At 57.5% G+C, this 17,252-nt stretch carries 17 protein-coding genes and 1 pseudogene; 9 read left to right on the top strand and 9 right to left on the bottom strand.

The features are described 5' to 3' along the window. Positions 1-8 precede the first annotated feature (8 nt). Both BCS37_RS01235 and BCS37_RS01230 read left to right on the top strand, forming a co-directional pair. Entirely contained in the window at positions 9-1,016 is a 1,008-nt protein-coding gene (locus tag BCS37_RS01235) for a hypothetical protein (RefSeq protein WP_069179775.1), read from the top strand. 104 nt (positions 1,017-1,120) lie between these two features. Then, positions 1,121-1,666, top strand: a complete 546-nt coding sequence (locus BCS37_RS01230; RefSeq protein WP_069179774.1) for a YcxB family protein — start codon at positions 1,121-1,123, stop codon at positions 1,664-1,666. Between the two features lie 72 nt (positions 1,667-1,738). On the opposite strand, the gene BCS37_RS01225 is transcribed toward BCS37_RS01230, so the two are convergent. The 3 genes from BCS37_RS01225 to BCS37_RS01215 are packed head-to-tail and all read right to left on the bottom strand — an operon-like array spanning position 1,739 to position 3,421. Next, positions 1,739-2,188: a DUF3887 domain-containing protein gene (locus BCS37_RS01225; RefSeq protein WP_069179773.1), complete on the bottom strand. Its 450-nt coding sequence runs from the start codon at positions 2,186-2,188 to the stop codon at positions 1,739-1,741. A 48-nt stretch (positions 2,189-2,236) separates the two neighbouring features. Further along, on the bottom strand, positions 2,237-2,695 hold the full coding sequence (locus tag BCS37_RS01220) for a DUF3887 domain-containing protein (protein ID WP_069179772.1): 459 nt from the start codon (positions 2,693-2,695) through the stop codon (positions 2,237-2,239). A 33-nt stretch (positions 2,696-2,728) separates the two neighbouring features. Next, complete coding sequence (locus BCS37_RS01215; protein WP_069179771.1) at positions 2,729-3,421, bottom strand: class I SAM-dependent methyltransferase; 693 nt, start codon at positions 3,419-3,421, stop codon at positions 2,729-2,731. 137 nt (positions 3,422-3,558) lie between these two features. Here BCS37_RS01215 and BCS37_RS01210 point away from each other — a divergent pair, with 137 nt between their 5' ends. Further along, positions 3,559-4,611 carry an efflux RND transporter periplasmic adaptor subunit gene (locus tag BCS37_RS01210; protein ID WP_069179770.1) on the top strand — a complete coding sequence of 351 codons (1,053 nt, stop codon included), beginning with the start codon at positions 3,559-3,561 and terminating at the stop codon, positions 4,609-4,611. After that, positions 4,608-7,639 (top strand): annotated as a pseudogene (locus tag BCS37_RS01205) (efflux RND transporter permease subunit). The gene BCS37_RS01210 and the pseudogene BCS37_RS01205 overlap by 4 nt, the downstream one beginning before the upstream one ends. Before the next feature lie 113 nt (positions 7,640-7,752). Here the strand turns inward: BCS37_RS01205 and BCS37_RS01200 are convergent. Both BCS37_RS01200 and BCS37_RS01195 read right to left on the bottom strand, forming a co-directional pair. Next, complete coding sequence (locus BCS37_RS01200; RefSeq protein WP_069179769.1) at positions 7,753-8,400, bottom strand: DUF421 domain-containing protein; 648 nt, start codon at positions 8,398-8,400, stop codon at positions 7,753-7,755. A gap of 1 nt (position 8,401) precedes the next feature. Next, the gene (locus BCS37_RS01195) at positions 8,402-8,854 is read right to left on the bottom strand and encodes a DUF3290 domain-containing protein (RefSeq protein WP_069179768.1); all 453 of its coding nucleotides are present in this window, start codon (positions 8,852-8,854) and stop codon (positions 8,402-8,404) included. Between the two features lie 212 nt (positions 8,855-9,066). On the opposite strand from BCS37_RS01195, the gene BCS37_RS01190 reads away from it, so the two are divergent. The 5 genes from BCS37_RS01190 to BCS37_RS01170 all read left to right on the top strand — a co-directional run bounded on the left by BCS37_RS01190 (position 9,067) and on the right by BCS37_RS01170 (position 12,501). After that, complete coding sequence (locus BCS37_RS01190; RefSeq protein WP_069179767.1) at positions 9,067-9,267, top strand: 4Fe-4S binding protein; 201 nt, start codon at positions 9,067-9,069, stop codon at positions 9,265-9,267. Further along, positions 9,264-10,415 carry a 2-oxoacid:acceptor oxidoreductase subunit alpha gene (locus tag BCS37_RS01185; protein ID WP_069179766.1) on the top strand — a complete coding sequence of 384 codons (1,152 nt, stop codon included), beginning with the start codon at positions 9,264-9,266 and terminating at the stop codon, positions 10,413-10,415. Before BCS37_RS01190 ends, BCS37_RS01185 begins: the two co-directional genes overlap by 4 nt. Further along, positions 10,412-11,263 carry a thiamine pyrophosphate-dependent enzyme gene (locus tag BCS37_RS01180; protein ID WP_069179765.1) on the top strand — a complete coding sequence of 284 codons (852 nt, stop codon included), beginning with the start codon at positions 10,412-10,414 and terminating at the stop codon, positions 11,261-11,263. Before BCS37_RS01185 ends, BCS37_RS01180 begins: the two co-directional genes overlap by 4 nt. A 1-nt stretch (position 11,264) precedes the next feature. Further along, positions 11,265-11,795, top strand: coding sequence for a 2-oxoacid:acceptor oxidoreductase family protein (locus BCS37_RS01175; RefSeq protein WP_069179764.1), 531 nt, complete (start codon positions 11,265-11,267; stop codon positions 11,793-11,795). A gap of 151 nt (positions 11,796-11,946) precedes the next feature. Continuing rightward, positions 11,947-12,501, top strand: a complete 555-nt coding sequence (locus BCS37_RS01170) for an NAD(P)H-dependent oxidoreductase (protein WP_069179763.1) — start codon at positions 11,947-11,949, stop codon at positions 12,499-12,501. Here the strand turns inward: BCS37_RS01170 and BCS37_RS01165 are convergent. The 4 genes from BCS37_RS01165 to BCS37_RS01150 all read right to left on the bottom strand — a co-directional run bounded on the left by BCS37_RS01165 (position 12,493) and on the right by BCS37_RS01150 (position 17,240). Beyond that, positions 12,493-12,840, bottom strand: a complete 348-nt coding sequence (locus tag BCS37_RS01165; RefSeq protein WP_069179762.1) for a winged helix-turn-helix transcriptional regulator — start codon at positions 12,838-12,840, stop codon at positions 12,493-12,495. The genes BCS37_RS01170 and BCS37_RS01165 overlap by 9 nt on opposite strands. A gap of 146 nt (positions 12,841-12,986) precedes the next feature. Then, positions 12,987-13,946, bottom strand: coding sequence for an L-lactate dehydrogenase (locus BCS37_RS01160; RefSeq protein WP_069179761.1), 960 nt, complete (start codon positions 13,944-13,946; stop codon positions 12,987-12,989). A gap of 484 nt (positions 13,947-14,430) precedes the next feature. Continuing rightward, on the bottom strand, positions 14,431-14,958 hold the full coding sequence (locus tag BCS37_RS01155; protein WP_069179760.1) for a hypothetical protein: 528 nt from the start codon (positions 14,956-14,958) through the stop codon (positions 14,431-14,433). Further along, positions 14,958-17,240, bottom strand: a complete 2,283-nt coding sequence (locus tag BCS37_RS01150; RefSeq protein ID WP_069179759.1) for a DEAD/DEAH box helicase family protein — start codon at positions 17,238-17,240, stop codon at positions 14,958-14,960. Before BCS37_RS01150 ends, BCS37_RS01155 begins: the two co-directional genes overlap by 1 nt. Positions 17,241-17,252 lie beyond the last annotated feature (12 nt).

Here is a 17,252-nt window from a genome sequence, read left to right as displayed (position 1 = left end):
GGATACTCATGCGACAGAAAATCTGTGCACTTGTGCTGACCTTCGTACTCGCACTCACATCCTTTGGCACGGCACTCGCCGCAGAGCCGCCCAACGCCGTCCAGTCGAAACTCGCACTCATCGAGCAGGACACCTACGGACAGGAGCAGACGGGAGCGCTCATCGACCGCATCAACAAGCTCGAGCGCGACTATGACGGCAAGCACCGTACGGGCAGCCTGATGGCACGCATCGATGCTATCTATGACGAGGTGTATACAAACAGCACCACACCGTCTGTCCTGATGAATCTCAATGCGATCGAGTGGAACATCAACCACGAGACAAGTCTGCGTTCCGTGCAGGAACGCGTCAGCGAGATGGAGACGGCACTCCTCGGCAAGACGTCTGAGGGAACCTTCCAGAAGCGCATCTCCGCGCTCTCGATGGCATCCTTCGGCAAGAAGGAGATCCCCGTCACCCCCGTCTCCGTCCCCGCAAACACACTTGTCAAAGTCGCACTCATAACCCCCGTCAACGCAAAGAACCTGAAGGTCGGCGACACGATCGAGTACCAGGTCGCGGATGATGTCTTTGTCGGCGATGTCCTCGTCTTTACAAAGGGCTCGCGCGGCGAGGGCACGGTCACGAAGGTGAAGCAGGCAAAGAACTTCGGCCGCAACGCCGTCGTTGAGATCGACTTCAAGAACACAAAGGCACTCGACGGCACGTATGTGACCACCTTCATCGGCGAAGAGGCGAAGAAGGAGATGCAGCATCTCGCAATGGCTGCGGGTGCCTCGCTCGCAGGCATCGCCGTCCTCGGGCCTCTCGGCGTTGTCGCGGGCGCGTTCGTCCACGGCAAAAACGTCGATCTCCCCGCCGGTACCGAGCTCTACATCCAGACGCAGAGCGATACCACCGTCTACGGCGTTCAGACCACCTACGACAGCGCCGCCCCGTTCCAGTCAACGGCAGCATCTTCCTCCTCGCATAATGGAACCAACGACACGAGTGTCTACGACGACGAAGTATAACATTTCTGCTGAATTTATCAGCGATTCCCTAAAAGCTCCGCATCTGTCACGCCTTATAAAACGCGGCAGATGCGGAATTTTTATTGCGGCTGGAGGATAACACTTTGTTCAAATTCACATTTGATTTCACAGAGGAGGATGCACTTCACTTCGCGCTCTTTCGCACTCTGAATACCCTCTCGTTCAAGCGGGCAAATCGAACGGTGCTCGCTCTCCTGCTGACGGTCCCGCTGATCCCCATCCTATTTTTTCTCCAAGATCTCCTGGACGATGCCCCATGGGAAGTCGATGCTGTGCTCATACAGACCGCTTTGACCACCGTCCTCTGCGGGGTGCTCTACCGCATTTACAGCCATTTCTCGGAACGCATTGCCGCACGAGACGTGCTGCACCGCCTTGAGACGATGCACGCTGCGCGTATGTTCGGCATCCGTACCGTCATCTTCGACGATGTGCACATCGTCGAATGCAGCGAGCATACAGAGCGCACAATCGCCTATCGGAGCATTACAGACATCAGGCTCTCCGACAGCGGCATTTATCTCTTCACTGCACCAGCAGAGGCAATCATCCTGCCCCTGTATATCTTTGCATCGGAGGAAGAGAAAAGGGGGCTTCTTGCGTTTGTTCGGTCGAGGGTGTCACAGTAACACAAGGGGCTCACATGCTGTTTGACATGTGAGCCCTTTATCAATGGATAAGGCAATCATTGTAAATTTGTATCAGCGAATGAACAATCCCGCGAGTTTCATGTTTGCATCGTAGCTGATGCGATAGACCACAGCCGTCCCCTCGTAGCCGACGGGCAGCTCGCAGATGACGACCCATGCACCATCTGTCTGCGTCGCTGTCATGGAGAGCGTGCCGGCACTGACGCGCGCGCCCCACACCTTCGCAATCTCTGCCTTTGCTCCGTCGATCTGCTCCTGTGTCAGGTGAGGGCGCAGCTCCTGCGTCGCCTCCGCCTGAAGTCCCTGTGCATCGCCCTTCTCAAAGAGCGAAATCGTCGTCAGCATCTGCTGGACCACCGCCTGCTCATCAAACGGCGGCTTCTGCTCCTGTGCGGCAGCAGCAGGAGCGTCCTTAGCGAACACTGCAGGCGACGCGGTGAGGGTCATGCCGCCCACCATCAGTGCCGTTGAAAGTACACATAACATACGACGCATTTTCATAATTAAAGTCTCCTTTTTCTCTTACAGCTCTGCTTATGTGCGCTGCATTCAGCGGACGAGGAACCCCGCCAGCTTCATATTCTCATCGTAGGTGAGGCGGTAGATGACGGCAGTCGCCTTATAGCCCACGGCGATCTCGCAGACAACGTACCACTTGCTGCCCTCTTTGCCCGCCGTCATGAGCGGCTTGCCGACGCCCGTGCGTGCGCCCCACTTCGGCACGAACTCCGCCTTCGCTCCCGTGACCTGCGCCGCCGTCAGATGCGGACGCAGCTCCTGTGTTGCCTCAAGCTGGAGCGCCGTGATGTCCTCCCTCTCAAAGCGGGCGATCGTCGCCATCATGTGCTCCTCCACCACATGCACATCAAAGGGTGCCTGCTCCTGCACCGTCTCTGCCTGTGCGGGAGCCGCTGCGCCTTCCTCGGCAAACGCGGCGGGCGATACGGTGAACACACTGCCCGCAACGAGCGCAGTTCCAAGAATACGGGAAAGCATACGGATTTTCATGGATTTTCCTCCTTCATCCAACCAAATCAAAAACTATTTAATGCAGGAGAAACACGCAAGCGACTCCACACACTCGACCGAAACTTCGCGATAGAGCGAGCGCAAACGTGCCTCGAGACTTTCCTTTGTATCGTACGGCGGTGTAAAGAAGCCCATACGTGTATAGAGATGCTGCACAACGAACTCCGTACACGGATTTCCGCCGAGCACGAAGACCGAGCCCGTCAGTCGCCCGCCGGGACGCAGCACACGGTGCACCTCACTCCACGCCGCCTCCTTATCGGGGAAGGCGTGAAAGCCGTTGATCGAAACTGCCGCATCGAAAAAGTCATTCTCGAACGTCAGCTGTCCGACATCGCCCTCCACAAACGCAACGTTGTGCACGCCGAGTGCGTCCGCACGCGCACGCGCCGCTGCGAGCATCGCGGGCGAGTAGTCGAGGCAGGTGATGTCCGCATTCGGCAGCTCCGCATAGACGGGCAGCGAGAGACAGCCCGTCCCGACCGGCACTTCGAGCAGTTTTCCCTCGAACCCCTCGTGCGCCGCACGCAGGGCAAGCCCGACATAGCGGCTCACACCGTTTCTGTCCAGTCCCCACACGAGCCGCGAGACGAACTTGCCCGACCACGTCGAGTACGTCATCATCCCATCGTACAGGTTCGCAAGCCGCCCCACCGAATGATACGCCCCTCGGATCTTCTCATACCGCCGCAGTTCTTCGTCCATCGTGACACCCTTTCTCGCTGCTTATTGAAATGTATTCTAGCATAAAATGCGTGCGGGTTCAAATCCCTTCCTTATGGACACGCTCCCGATTCGGTGGTAAACTTTAAGAAGTTACTGAAAACAAAGGAGAGATCACCATGCATGCGCGTTTCTACATGACCATCATCCTCTCGGCACTCCTCCTCACCGCCGCCGGCTGCAGCGATGATGCCGCAAAAGAAACACCGGCGCCCCTCGTACGGACGATGACGGTCGGCGATGCCGCCGCGGCGGAGGGCGGTTACACGGGCACGGTGCACGGACGCTATGAGACGCGGCTCGCCTTTCAGGTCGGCGGACAGATTCTCTCGCGCAACGTGAACGTCGGCGCACACGTCCGCGCCGGCGATGTGCTCATGGTGATCGATGCACGCGACGTGCAGCAGCAGGCGAACGCGACGAACGCCGCCGCCCAAGCCGCACGCTCGCGCTACGAGCTCGCACGCACGGAACGCGCACGCTACGAGCAGCTCTACGCCGCACAGGCAATCTCTGAGGCGATGCTCGACCAGTACCGCACGAACGAACGCGCCGCCGAGGCGGCGTACCGTCAGGCAGTCGCGCAGGACACGGCGAGCCATAATGCACTCGGCTACACGAACCTCGTCGCGGGTGCGGACGGCGTGATCTCGAACATCACGGCGGAGGAGGGACAGATCATCGCTGCAGGGCAGACCGTCATGACGCTCACGCAGGAGGGCGAGCGCGAGATCGAGATCGCCGTGCCCGAGAGCCGTCTCGCAGAGGTCTCTGTCGGTATGCCCGCCGCCGTCGCCCTCTGGGCGAACAGTGCCGCCTACACGGGCATACTGCGTGAACTCTCTCCCGTACCCGATGCGGCGACGCGCACCTATACGGCGCGGATCGCGCTCACGGATGCGCCCGCTGACCTCCCGCTCGGCATGACGGCACGCGTCCGCCTCGGTGCATCCGTCCAAGACGGTGCTGCCATCCCCCTGTCTGCGCTGTACCAGACAGGTGATACGGCGCAGGTCTACGTGGTCGAGGACGATGCGGTGCATCTCGTCCCCGTCACCATCACGGCGTTCCGCACAAATGACGCCCTCGTCACGGGACTGCCGCAGGGTGCACGCATCGTAACGGCGGGCGTGCATCAACTCCACGAGGGAGAGAAGGTGCGGACGAAATGAGAAACCTCACAGAGCTCTCCCTGCGCCACCGCGCACTCGTCTGGTACTTCATCATCGTCTTTGCCGTCGGCGGCATCTTCGCCTACAATGCACTCGGGCGCATGGAGGACCCCGCCTTTACCATCCGCCAGATGGTGATCTCCGCCGCATGGCCGGGCGCAAGCGCGGAGGAGATGCAGGAGCAGGTCACGGACAAGCTCGAACGGCGTTTTCAGGACACCCCGGGGCTGAAACAGATCCATAGTGAGACACGCGCGGGACAGACCACGATCTACGTCCAGCTGCGCGACGATGTGGATGCGGGAGAGATTCGCCCGACGTGGCGCGACGTACGGAACTTCGGCGAGGACGTAAAGCGCGACCTGCCCGCAGGGGTCTACGGGCCGTTCTACAACGACCGCTTCGACGACGTGTACGGCTCAGTCTACGCCATCACGGGCGCGGACTACAGCGGCGAGGAGCTGCGCAGCATGGCGGAGGACGCCCGCCGCCGCATCCTCGCCGTCCCGAGCGTGCAAAAGGTCGAGCTGATCGGCGTACAGAGCGAGCGCGTCTACGTTGAGATCGCCCTCGAACGGCTCGCACAGCTCGGCATCCCCCGACCGCCATCACGGACGCACTCGCCGCACAGGATGCGATGGCGACAAGCGGCAGCATCGAGACGGAGAGCGACACCGTACAGCTGCGCGCCTCGGGTGTGTTTGAAAACATCGAGGACATCCGTGCGCTCCCGATTGCGGCAAACGGAAAGGTGTTCCGCCTCGGCGATATCGCAAGCGTCGAGCGCAAGGCGGTCGATCCGCCCGAGCCGCAGATGTTGTATAACGGTGCGCCCGCCGTCGGCATCGCCGTCTCGATGGAGGCAGGCGGCAACATCCTCGCACTCGGCGAAAACCTCAAAAAACTGACCGCCGCGATTCAGCAGGACCTCCCGCTCGGCGCAGAACTGCACGAGGTGTCGAACCAGCCCGCCGTCGTGCAGCACTCCATTCACGACTTTGTCGAGACGCTCGCACTCGCGATCCTCATCGTCCTCGCCGTCAGCTTCCTCTCGCTCGGACTGCGCACGGGGCTCGTCGTCGCGGGCTGCATCCCGCTCGTCCTCGCGGGCACATTCGTCGCCATGTATATGCTCGGCATCGATCTGCACAAGGTCTCCCTCGGCGCACTGATTATCTCACTTGGCCTCTTGGTCGACGATGCAATCATCGCCGTCGAGATGATGAGCGTCCAGCTCGAGCGCGGCATGGGACGCTTTGACGCGGCATGCTATGCCTTTACCCAGACGGCGAAACCCATGCTCACAGGCACGCTCATTACCTGCGCGGGCTTCATCCCCGTCGCATTCTCCAAGGGCATGGCGAGCGAGTTCTGTGCCGCACTCTTCCCCGTCATCGGCATCTCCCTAATCCTCAGCTGGATCGTCTCCGTCATGGTCGCGCCGCTCTTCGGCTATTATTTGATTCGCGTCAAAAAAATGGAGGGGGGCGTGCACGATCCGTACACGAGCCCATTCTATCGGCTCTTTCGCCGCGTGCTCACAACATTTCTCGCACACCGCTCCGCCGTCCTCGTCGGCACCGTCCTCCTCTTTGCCGTGAGCCTTGCGGCATTCCCGCACATCAAACAGACCTTTTTCCCCCCCTCGCTGCGCCCCGAGCTGCTCGTGCGTCTGACCCTGCCGCAGGGTGCCTCCATGCAGGCGACAGCGGCGGAGGCGAATCGTCTCGCTGACCTCCTTGCGGCGCATAGCGACAAAATCCAAAACTACGCCGCCTACATCGGACGCTCCACACCCCGCTTCGTCCTCACCGTCGATCCGAAGGCAGACGCAGCGAACAGCGCCCAGTTTGTCATCACCGCGAACGATACCGCCGCGCGTGAGGAGCTTTCCGCCATGATTGCCGCCGCACGCAGCGACGAGCTCTCGGGCGTGCGCGTCACCACGCAGTACATCCAGACGGGACCGCCCGCCGACTTCCCCATCATGCTGCGCGTCTCCGCGCCCACGACGGACGAAGTGCGCCGCGTCGCCGAGGAGGTCGCCGCCATCACCGCCGCCGATCCCGCCGCGACGAATGTCCATCTCGACTGGACGGAGAAATCCAAGACCGTCCGCATCGACTTCGACAAGGACAAGCTGAAACTCTACGGGATCAGTGCAAAGGCGGTCAAGCAGATGCTCTACACCGAGCTGACGGGCGCACAGGCAGCAGAATTCTACACGGGCGACCGCACCATCGGCATTGTCCTGCGCCTTGCCGAGCGCGACCGCACGAACATCGAACGCCTCGGCGATCTGCCGATTGCCGCAGCGGGCGGCAGCGTTCCGCTCGCACAGATCGCCCACCTTTCCTATGGCGCAGAGGATGGCTTTATCAAGCGGCACAACCTGCGCCCAAGCATCATGGTACAGGCGGAGGTCAGAGAAGGCGAGGGCAACGATGCCGCGCTGCGCATCTACAAAGCGACGGAGGAGCTGCGCCGCAGCCTCTCCGCCGGCACGACCATCGAGACGGCGGGCGCGCTCGCGGACTCCGCCGACTCCATGGGTTACCTCATGCAGCCGCTGCCCGCCATGATCTTTATCATCATGACCCTGCTCATGCTCCAGCTTGGCAGCATGGGCAAGATGACGCTCACCCTCCTCACCGCACCGATGGGTCTGATCGGCGTTGCGTTTGCCATGCTCATCACCGACTCCGCACTCGGCTTCGTCGCCTACCTCGGCGTGCTCGCCCTCTTCGGCATGATCATCCGCAACTCCGTCATCCTCATCGACCAGATCAAAAAGCATGAGGAGGCGAGTGAGCAGCCCATGGACGCCATCATCGACTCCGCCGTCCTGCGCTTCCGCCCCATCATGCTCACCGCCGCCGCCGCCATCCTCGGCATGCTCCCCCTCATGCGCAGCATCTTCTGGGGACCCATGGCGGTTGCCATCGCCGGCGGACTGATTGTGGCAACGGTGCTGACACTGCTCGTCCTGCCCGTCATGTATGCAGTCGCATATCGGGTGAAAAACTAATTCCCCCGTAGAAAAAAGCTCCCGACCGCTTCTGACCTGACCCCAAAAGTTAGATCCTCTATGTCTAACTTTTGGGGGTCAGGTCACTTCCGCCGTCGGGAGCTTTTTATTTTTCAGTTGGTACTCACAATCTTCTCATACGGATGGACAATCAGCTCGCCATCCTTATACTCACCGATGTAGATGTCCTTCACCGCGCAGTCCGCCGCACGCAGCTCGGCGTTGAGCCAGACGCGATCCTTTTCGATGAGTTCGAGGATGTCCTCGTCCACCTGTCCGTCGAGGATGAGCGGATAGCGGGCGTTCTGCTCGCCGTACTGGATAACGGTGAGCTGTCCATTCGGCTCGAGCACAGCACGCTTTACATCCTTTACATAGTAGACCCCCGCCATACGAAGTTTAAGCATGATGTCATGCGCGAGCATTCCGTGCCGCATACACTCATCCATCAGGATCTTGCCGCGCTCGATCACCACGGCGGGACTGCCGTCGACGAAGTCCTTGATCGCACCGCTGTTCATCTTGAGATATTTCAGGACCAGTACGAGCAGTGTCCACGCGATCAGCACGAGCAAAAAGTCCAAAATCGATATAGCGTTGTTGTAAATCACGCCGCCGATGATGCCGCCGAGGACGTAGTTCTGCACCTGATCGGTCGCGGAGTTCGGCGCGAGGTTGCCCTTGCCGAGCAGGTTGATCTGGACGATGAGACACAAGAGACCGAGCGCGAGCTTGCCCATCATCAGAGAGTAGATCAGCATGTCAGTCCTCCTTGTCCACAATCTTCACATCGCGGTTCAGAAGATGCGTCCGCTCGTACTGAAACGAGGTAAAGTCCGCATTGAATGTCACCGCGTAAAACGTCCCCTGCACATCAACGAGCATTCCCTGTTTCAAATACGTCGAGTTGGTGCGGATTTTTTGCACGGGCACGTCCAGATCCACGCTGAGGCTGTGGAGGAACTGCGCCATACGTGAGGTCGCCTCCACATCGCTCTTCGTGCGGTTGTAGTCGTTCCACTGCATTCCTCCGAGGAATGCGACCGTGAGAAACAGAATGACGATGAGGTCGCGGTAGCGCGTTGCAAGGCGGTTGCGCAGATCCTTCACGCTCACGACGAGCAGCGCAGCGAGCGCGAGAAATGAAAGCACATACCAGACATTATCGCCGAACTGGCTGTGCGCCGTGATATAGTCATAGGTATAAAAATTCAAGAAATCCCCTCCTTTTTCGCCTGTAGATTACTACAGGATGTACGGTGCGTCAAGTTTGTTGTCTGCGTCGCCGCTGCAGGAATATGTTCATTCTTGCATTGTATCCTGTCTGTATTTTCTGTTATAATGATCTCACCATCAAATACAAATGGGAAAAGATATTTTGTGTATTATTGGGGATGTTCTTCCACATCCCGGCGGGAGTTGACGCCATGAAGGGTGAGCTGTATATCAAGGAAAAGCGGTGCAAGGGCTGCGGCATCTGCGCCGCGTTCTGCCCGAAGCAGGTGCTCGAGGTGAGCCTGCTCGGCAAGATCGTACCCGTCCGCCCCGAGGACTGTATCGCGTGCGGGCAGTGCGAGATGCGCTGTCCCGATTTTGCGATATTCGTGGAGCGGAGGGAGAGCAAATGAGCGAGACGAAAGCAAGGCTCATGCAGGGCAACGAGGCGATCGCCGAGGGCGCGATTGCGGCGGGGGTGACGTTCTTCGCAGGCTATCCAATCACGCCGTCCACGGAGATCGCCGAGCAGATGGCAAAGCTGCTGCCGAAGATCGGCGGCACGTTCCTCCAGATGGAGGACGAGATCGGCGCGATGGGGGCGATCCTCGGTGCGTCACTCGCGGGCGCGAAGGTGATGGACGCGACGAGCGGCCCGGGCTTCTCTCTGAAACAGGAGCTGATCGGCTATGCGGCGTGCGCGGAGATCCCGTGCGTCGTGGTGAATGTACAGCGCGTCGGCCCCTCGACGGGACAGCCGACCGCGCCGTCACAGGGCGATGTCATGCAGGCGCGTTGGGGCACGCACGGCGACCATCCGATCATCGCGCTCTCGCCGTGGAGCGTGCGCGAGTCGTTCGATCTGGCGGTGATGTCCGTGAACTACGCCGAGCGTTTCCGTACGCCCGTCATTCTGCTGACGGACGAGATCGTCGGGCATCTGCGCGAGAATGTCACACTCCCGACGGCGAACGAGCTGGACATCTATCCGCGCCGTCTTCCGAAAAAAAACCGTGCCGAGGGTTATCAGCCCTTTGCCGTGGGCGAGGACCTTGTGCCCGATGTCGCGCGTTTCGGCGACGGCTGCCGCATCCACGTCACGGGGCTTCTCCACGATGAGACGGGCTTTCCCTCGGGCAGCCCCGTCGTCACGGAGCAGCTGATCCACCGTCTCCACGAGAAAATCAATCGTGTGGGCGATGAGATCATCCACACGGAGGAAGCCTTTATGGAGGACGCGGAGTACGCCGTCGTCAGCTACGGCGGCACAGCGCGCACGGCGTACGAGGCGGTACGTACTGCGCGAGCGGAGGGCATACGTGTCGGCTTCCTGCGTCTCAAGACGATCTGGCCCTTTGCCGATGCCGCCGTCGGACGGCTCGCCGACCGCGTGAAAAGCATCCTTGTCGCGGAGCTGAACTACGGCCAGCTCGTGGGTGAGGTCACGCGTGCGGCGCACGGTACGCCCGTTCGTCCGTGTCTCAAATACAATATGCTGGACTTCACGCCGCAGGAAATCACGGCGGCGATTCGTCAGATGAGCGAGGAGGTGCGGGCATGAGCACGGAGATGACTACACACACGGAGATCGACCGCGGCTTCGAGCAATTCTTTCGTCAGAACCGCCTGCCCCACCTCTGGTGTCCGGGCTGCGGCAACGGCACGGCGCTGAAGTGTATCGCCGAGGCGATTGAGGGGACGGCGGGCTTTACGCAGGACAACACCGTCATTGTCTCCGGCATCGGCTGTTCCTCGCGCGGCTCGGGCTATATGGATTTCGACACGGTACATACAGCGCACGGACGAGCCATTCCGTTCGCAACCGGCATTAAACTCGCACGCCCTGAGCTGAACGTCATCGTCATCACAGGAGACGGCGACTGCACTGCCATTGGCGGCAACCATTTCCTGCACGGCTGTCGGCGCAATGTCGATCTGACGGTTGTGCTCTTCAACAACAACATCTACGGCATGACGGGCGGGCAGTCCTCGCCGACGACACCGCCGGGCAAAATGACGGCGACCGCACCATACGGGACGATCGACCGCCCGCTTGACGCGTGCCGCATCGCTGAGGCAGCAGGCGCGACCTATGTCGCACGCTCGACGGCGTTCCACGTCAAACATCTCACGCAGATGATTGCGGGCGGGCTCAAAAATCACGGCTTCGCCCTCGTCGAGGCGATGGTGCAGTGTCCGACCGCCTACGGGCGCAAGAACAAGATGGGATCACCCGCCGCGATGCTCACATGGATGAAGAACTCCGCCGTCATGAAGGCGGCATGGGACAAGCTTCCGCCCGAGAAGCGTGCACCGGAGAAGTTCCCCATCGGACTGCTCTACGAATGCACGGGCGAGGAGTACGGCATGGCAAACGCCGAGATTCAGCGTCGTGCGGGAGGGCTCTGATATGCACAAGGAACTTCGTCTCTCAGGCTCTGGCGGACAGGGCGTGATCACCGCCGCCATTATCTTCGCCGAGGCGGCGACCGCGTGCGGCAGGAATGTCGCACAGTCGCAGTCATATGGCCCTGAGGCACGCGGCGGCGCGTCCCGCTCCGAGGTCATCGTGAGCGACGGCGCGATCTATCATCCGCACGTCGAGCATCCCGATATTGTACTCGCCATGACACAGGCGGCGGCAGACAAGTACGCGGGCGATCTCGACCCCGAGAGGGGCATCCTGATCGTTGACAGCGAGCTCGTCCCCAGCGTCCCGCAGGCGGCACACGTTGTCGCCGTCCCCATCACGACGCTCGCCATCGAGAAGATCGGCAAGTCTCTCTTTGCAAACATTGTCGCCCTCGGCGCGATCACGCGCGTCTCCGGCATTGTCCCTCTCGACGCCGTAAAGAACGCCGTCGCAAACCGTGTCCCGCCGCATACCGTCGACGCGAATATGCAGGCACTGATGGTCGGATATGAGGCGGCGGCAAACTAAATTTCAAACACACAAAATCCTCTCGCATTACCATACGAGAGGATTTTTCTTTGAACACTTCCCCTTCTGTAAGTACCCCACGAAAAAGTGCGTTCTTGTGCCCCATCCCTCCATGCGCTATCATTCAACGATAGAAATGGAGGTTTTCTTTATGAAGACATTGATTATCGCCGCGCATCCGAATCTCGAAGAGTCCGTCATCAACAAGCGATGGCTGACAGAGCTGCGCAAATATCCTGACCTCTGTACGATCCACACGCTTGCCGCGTGCTATCCCAACGGGCGAATTGATGTGGAGCGCGAGCATCGGCTCATCGAGGCGCACGGCAGCCTGGTCTTTCAGTTCCCGATCTACTGGTTCTCCTGCCCGCCGCTGCTGAAGACATGGTTCGACGAGGTGCTGACGCACGGCTGGGCATACGGGAGAAACGGCGGGGATAAATTGGAGGGGCGCAAGGTCGCGCTCGCGGTCACAACGGGCGTGCGCGCGGAGGATTACAGCATCGACGGACGATACCACTATACGCTCGCGCAGCTGCTCGCCCCGTTTGAAACGACACTGCGGTACTACTGCCGCGCCGACTATCAGCCGTTCTTCGCCTTTTACGGTGCGGAGCTTGTGCCGGGCGAGGACTATCACTCGACGACAGGGGAGATTGAGCGCAGCGCGGAGAACTACGCGCGTTTTGTGGCGGCGTTATCGTAAGTCATCCCTATGCTGCTCGCCCCAGTCACACATGCTGTGCAGGATCGGGATAAGCGACCGCCCGCGCTCCGTGAGGGCATACTCCACCTTGGGCGGTACCTGCGGATACTCCGTCCGCACGACAAGCCCATCCGCCGCGAGTTCCTTCAGCACGACAGCGAGCGTCTTGTACGGAATCCCTGCAATCCGCCGATGAATCGCGTTATGACGAAGTACACCGTGCTCGGCGAGCAGATAGAGAATCGCCATCTTGTACTTGCCGCCGATCAGGGACAATGTGTAGTGAAATCCCGTCTGTACGATCTCTGTTCCCTGCGGCACGCAGCTTCCACGCTCCATAAGTCCACCTCCAAATCTTTGCTGAACATCTCATATCCATAAGAAGAGCCGCCCTCTCTACAAATTCGGACGGCTCTTTTCATTTCGGATGCAGAACGGTGTTCATTATAGAACAGGAAGATCGTATCCGTCAATCTTGACGGAGCTTACTTCACACCCGCTCCGTCAAGCGCTGCGCGGACACTCTTCTGTGCGCGGCGGAGTTTTTCCATCTCCTCGTCCGCAAGGCGCACTTCAAATGACCGCACGATGCCGTCCTGCGCGATCATGCGTGGGATGGAGAGCGCTACATCCTTCATTCCGTACTCGCCGTTCATGACGGCAGCACAGGGCAGGATTGTATGTTCGTTGTAGAGGATCGCCTTGATGAAGCGGCAGGCGACCATCGCGATGCCCGTATTCGTAAAGCCCTTGAGGTTGATGACATCGTAGGCGGCCTGGATGAGCCCCTGCTCGACATCGCGGCGGTTGAGCTTTTCCTTGAAATGAAAATACTCGTCGAGATGGTCGATGCCAAGCCCCGCACAGTTGACGGTCGACCACGCAACAAAGGCGTCATTGCCGTGCTCGCCGAGCACGTAGCCGTGGATGTTCTTCGGATCCATCGCATAGTGTTCGGCGAGGAGGTAGCGGAAACGGTATGTTTCGAGCATTGTACCCGTGCCGAGGATCTTTTCGCGCGGATAGTCGAACTCGGTCGAGACGACGTAGGTCGCAACATCGAGAGGGTTCGTAATCATGATGATCATGGCTTCCTTCGTGTATTTCACGATCTCGGAGAATATGGAGCGCATGATCTTTGTGTTTGTGCTCGCGAGCTTTAGGCGGTCGGGCGTCTCGCCAGGCAGAATCGACGGTCCTGCGGTGATAACGATAAACGCCGCGTCCCGGCAGTCCTCGTATGTGCCCGGATGAATCTTGATGTTCGTGCTGTATGGCGAGGACATGGCGTGGCTCGTGTCAAGCGCCTCGCCGCGCGCGCGATCCATGTCGAGATCAATCAGCGCGATCTCCGAGGCAAGCTGAAAATCCGTGATCTTGTTGAGTACGGCAGAACCGACGTTGCTCGTTCCGATGATGACAACTTTTCCCCTGTTGACTGACATGACGATTACCTCCTAAAAATGCAAAAAAGTCCAAACGCAATGGTATGCGCTTGGACGCTATGGACTCATGACGAACTGTGTGGAAACCAGCCGTTTCATGGTGGATTGCACTTCTTTTCAACAGAATAGTTCCCGCAGGATTTCCTGCGCCATCATAGTAGCACCACAGGGAATCATTGTCAATGGATTTTTGACGGAGTTCGGCGTGTATACAGGAGAGTTTTTATTGCCGATGTACCAATGTAAAACAACAGTTCACAGACAAATATTTTCAGTCTATAATGCACGCAGATGTTGTCAACGACGGTAGGCGGTTAGTCTCCTCAAGAGAGGGGGGCGATACTTGTAACTCTATACGATTTTCTGTCGTTCATCTTTCTTGTGACAATCTGTATCGCAGCCTTGAGACCATAAGAAGACCCGCCTGCAGTCACCAACTCTAGGCGGTTTTCTTATCCATTTCTTAGATTACGGGGGCTGCGCTTTACAGCACACGAAACGTAATCATATCATCAAGACTGTCCATCGTCTCCACATCGCAGACCTCATTTCCTCGAAGTGCTGTTTGAATATGGTAAAAAATGAGCCGAGTTTTTAGGAAGCGTACAAAGTCCTTCGAGCGGCGTTGATATCCGTATGCCGCCATTAACGTCCTGAGTTTCATGCGGGCATAATCTTTTTTCCCAAAATAAAGAATTTGCACACGCAGCTTCTTGAAAAAGAGATCCAAGTCAAAGTCATCACGCATCCAGTCAGATACGTCCAACGACCCATCAGAAACGGCTTGTACCGACGGGAACTCGGCATCAAGAGCAATTTTGTCCTGCATATAGTCCGACCAATACAATATGTCCCACAGCCATTTTCGATAATTTTGCCGATACTCCATCGCCAAAAAGGATTTGTCCTCTGCGTGCATCCGCTGCGCAAGGAGAACGGCTTCCTGCACAGATAATCCCTCCATATCAATAATGCAGGCGACATCCAATGCAGTGTATAGGAGCTCCTGCATCAGTATTTCCCTTCCAAGCGGTCGCCCTTCTTGGCGTTGCAGCTACGACAAAGAATCTGCAAATTCTCGGGCACAGAGAGCCCTCCCTGGTTCATGGGGATGATATGGTCTACATTGAGGTATCGCCGATCAGGAAATACGTTTCCGCAATGCGCACAAACATAGCCGGAAGGAACTTTCGCCTTGGCAAAAGCCCCCTCCCGCAATTCTTTTTCCAATGCAGGATCAAATTCCTTGATTTTATCCAAAGGAAGGTCCTCTAAGGTTATTTGATCGTAAGTCACATTCGACTTCGACGCATAAATATCCGGGTCAGTGAGCTTCATAAGTTCAATACGCACTCTGTTAAGAAAATATATCTTTTTTCCAAAAAACAGCTGCAGAAGATTATCGTCGATGCCTTCCCAAAGTTGATCGAGGTATTCCTTTGTCTTCTTTTGTCCAAGATCTTCGTCCCAAATGTACTTGGCAATCGCAGGAACATCCAGCTTGCTTCGATCCACTTGGTCAAACGTATAGAATTTTGGCTCGGATTCCTTCTGCGCGTAGTATGTCAAGATATGCCGCACATCTCTGGGGTCGTAGGGCGGCACCATATCACGATGGAAAAAACGCTTTTTGCATTCCGCCTCCAATTTGTTCAGCGCATCGTCGGAGAGATATTCGTCGTCGGTATGGATTCCCTCAAACAGCACTGGGAGTGCCTGCATCATTTCCTCATAGGCATCTTGGGTGCTGTTGTACACCATGACCTGATAGGAGAAATCGACCCCCTCCTCGTTGATGTATTGGAACGCATACATTCCCACGGGAATAAGCTCCCAAAAAGAAACCGCCTCAAGCTGTGTGGTATCGATCGCATCGTTTAGGACAGCAGCGAATTCCTCGATTTTGGAAATTGCGATCCATCGAATTTGTTGCTTTTTATACTCCGGACTATCCTTCGGCGGCCACTCGCTATCTCCGACAAAAATTGTATCCGGACTGACCCATGCGATATGTTCATTCCAGTTATCAACAAAAGAGACAATGTAGGCGATATTGGTGCCGCCCGCTTTTTCACCGCGCAGCGCACGGCCGATCATCTGTGTCATAAGAATGGTAGACACGGTCGGACGGGCGAGGAACACGGTTTTCGTCATGGGCAGATCAACGCCCTCGGTGAGAATATTTACATTCACCAAAACCTCTACATCACCGCTGCGGAAGGCTTCGAGTTTGCGATCGTTTTCCTTGGCACTGATGGTCACACCCGTTCCCATATCTTTAATGGAAGATACGATGTACTCTGCCTTAATGCCCGCCTTGTTGAACAGTTTTGCAAGAGCAATCGCATGGTCAATACTGACGGCAAAGACAATGGTCTGCCCATATTCGTCAGCCTTCTTCAAATAGGTATCCACAATCAGCTTGTTGCGCGGCCCGCTCTCCGCGATGCTTTGGGACAGCTCGGGAGAAAGTGTATCAAGGTTCTGGATGCTTTCCAACGCCTCAAGCCCCAAATCTTTGCCATACTCCTCATCCGTATAGTATGTTTCAAAATGAGGATGCGAGAGGATTTGTCGATTGATGAGTTCCTTGAGATCGATTTTGTAGGCAATGCCGATGTCATTTTTCTTCGATTTACCACCTGACATGCCGTCTTTATAGATACGCGCCAAAAGCCCCTGTTCATTCTCGGCAGTACGGAAGGGCGTCGCCGTGAGACCAATCAGTTTCACATGCTCCACCTTTTCCTTGACGAAATCAATGACGCGCCGATATGTTTTTGCCGTGGAGTGATGGGCTTCATCCACGACGAGGAAAATCTCGTCCTCTCCCGCAAGCCACGGGGCAAGACGCGCCAGATTGGTCTCCCTGCCAATACTGTCCTTGCTGATGATGAGCAAATCGTCCTTCGGATCAATGTTGATCGTTTTATCATGATTCGATGAACCGGACACAATACGATAGCGGAAAGACGATATGTGGGGAATTTCAGCAGCGTAGGCAAATTTCTGGAAGGATTCAGCAGCTTGGTCAAGAAGTGTCTGCCGATGGGCAAGCCAGAGAATTTTTTTCCTTTTGTCGAGCGCATGACGAAGAAGCCAAGTGGAAGCCGTATACGTTTTCCCTCCTCCTGTGGGAAGCACCACAAGGGTACTATAACTGGCATTTTCTTCATCCATACGATCAAGGGCGCGGATCGCATCCAACTGGTGACGATACGGATGCCGGGCATTACTCCCAGGAATTGGATGCACTTCTCCTGCTGCCGGAAAGTCGATGTATTCGCACTTCATGTTTCGTTGTTC

Source organism: Selenomonas sp. oral taxon 920, from assembly GCF_001717585.1.
Classification (GTDB): Bacteria; Bacillota; Negativicutes; order Selenomonadales; family Selenomonadaceae; genus Centipeda.
Note: the sequence above shows the minus strand (reverse complement) of the source record. Positions and strands in the feature narration are given on the sequence as shown.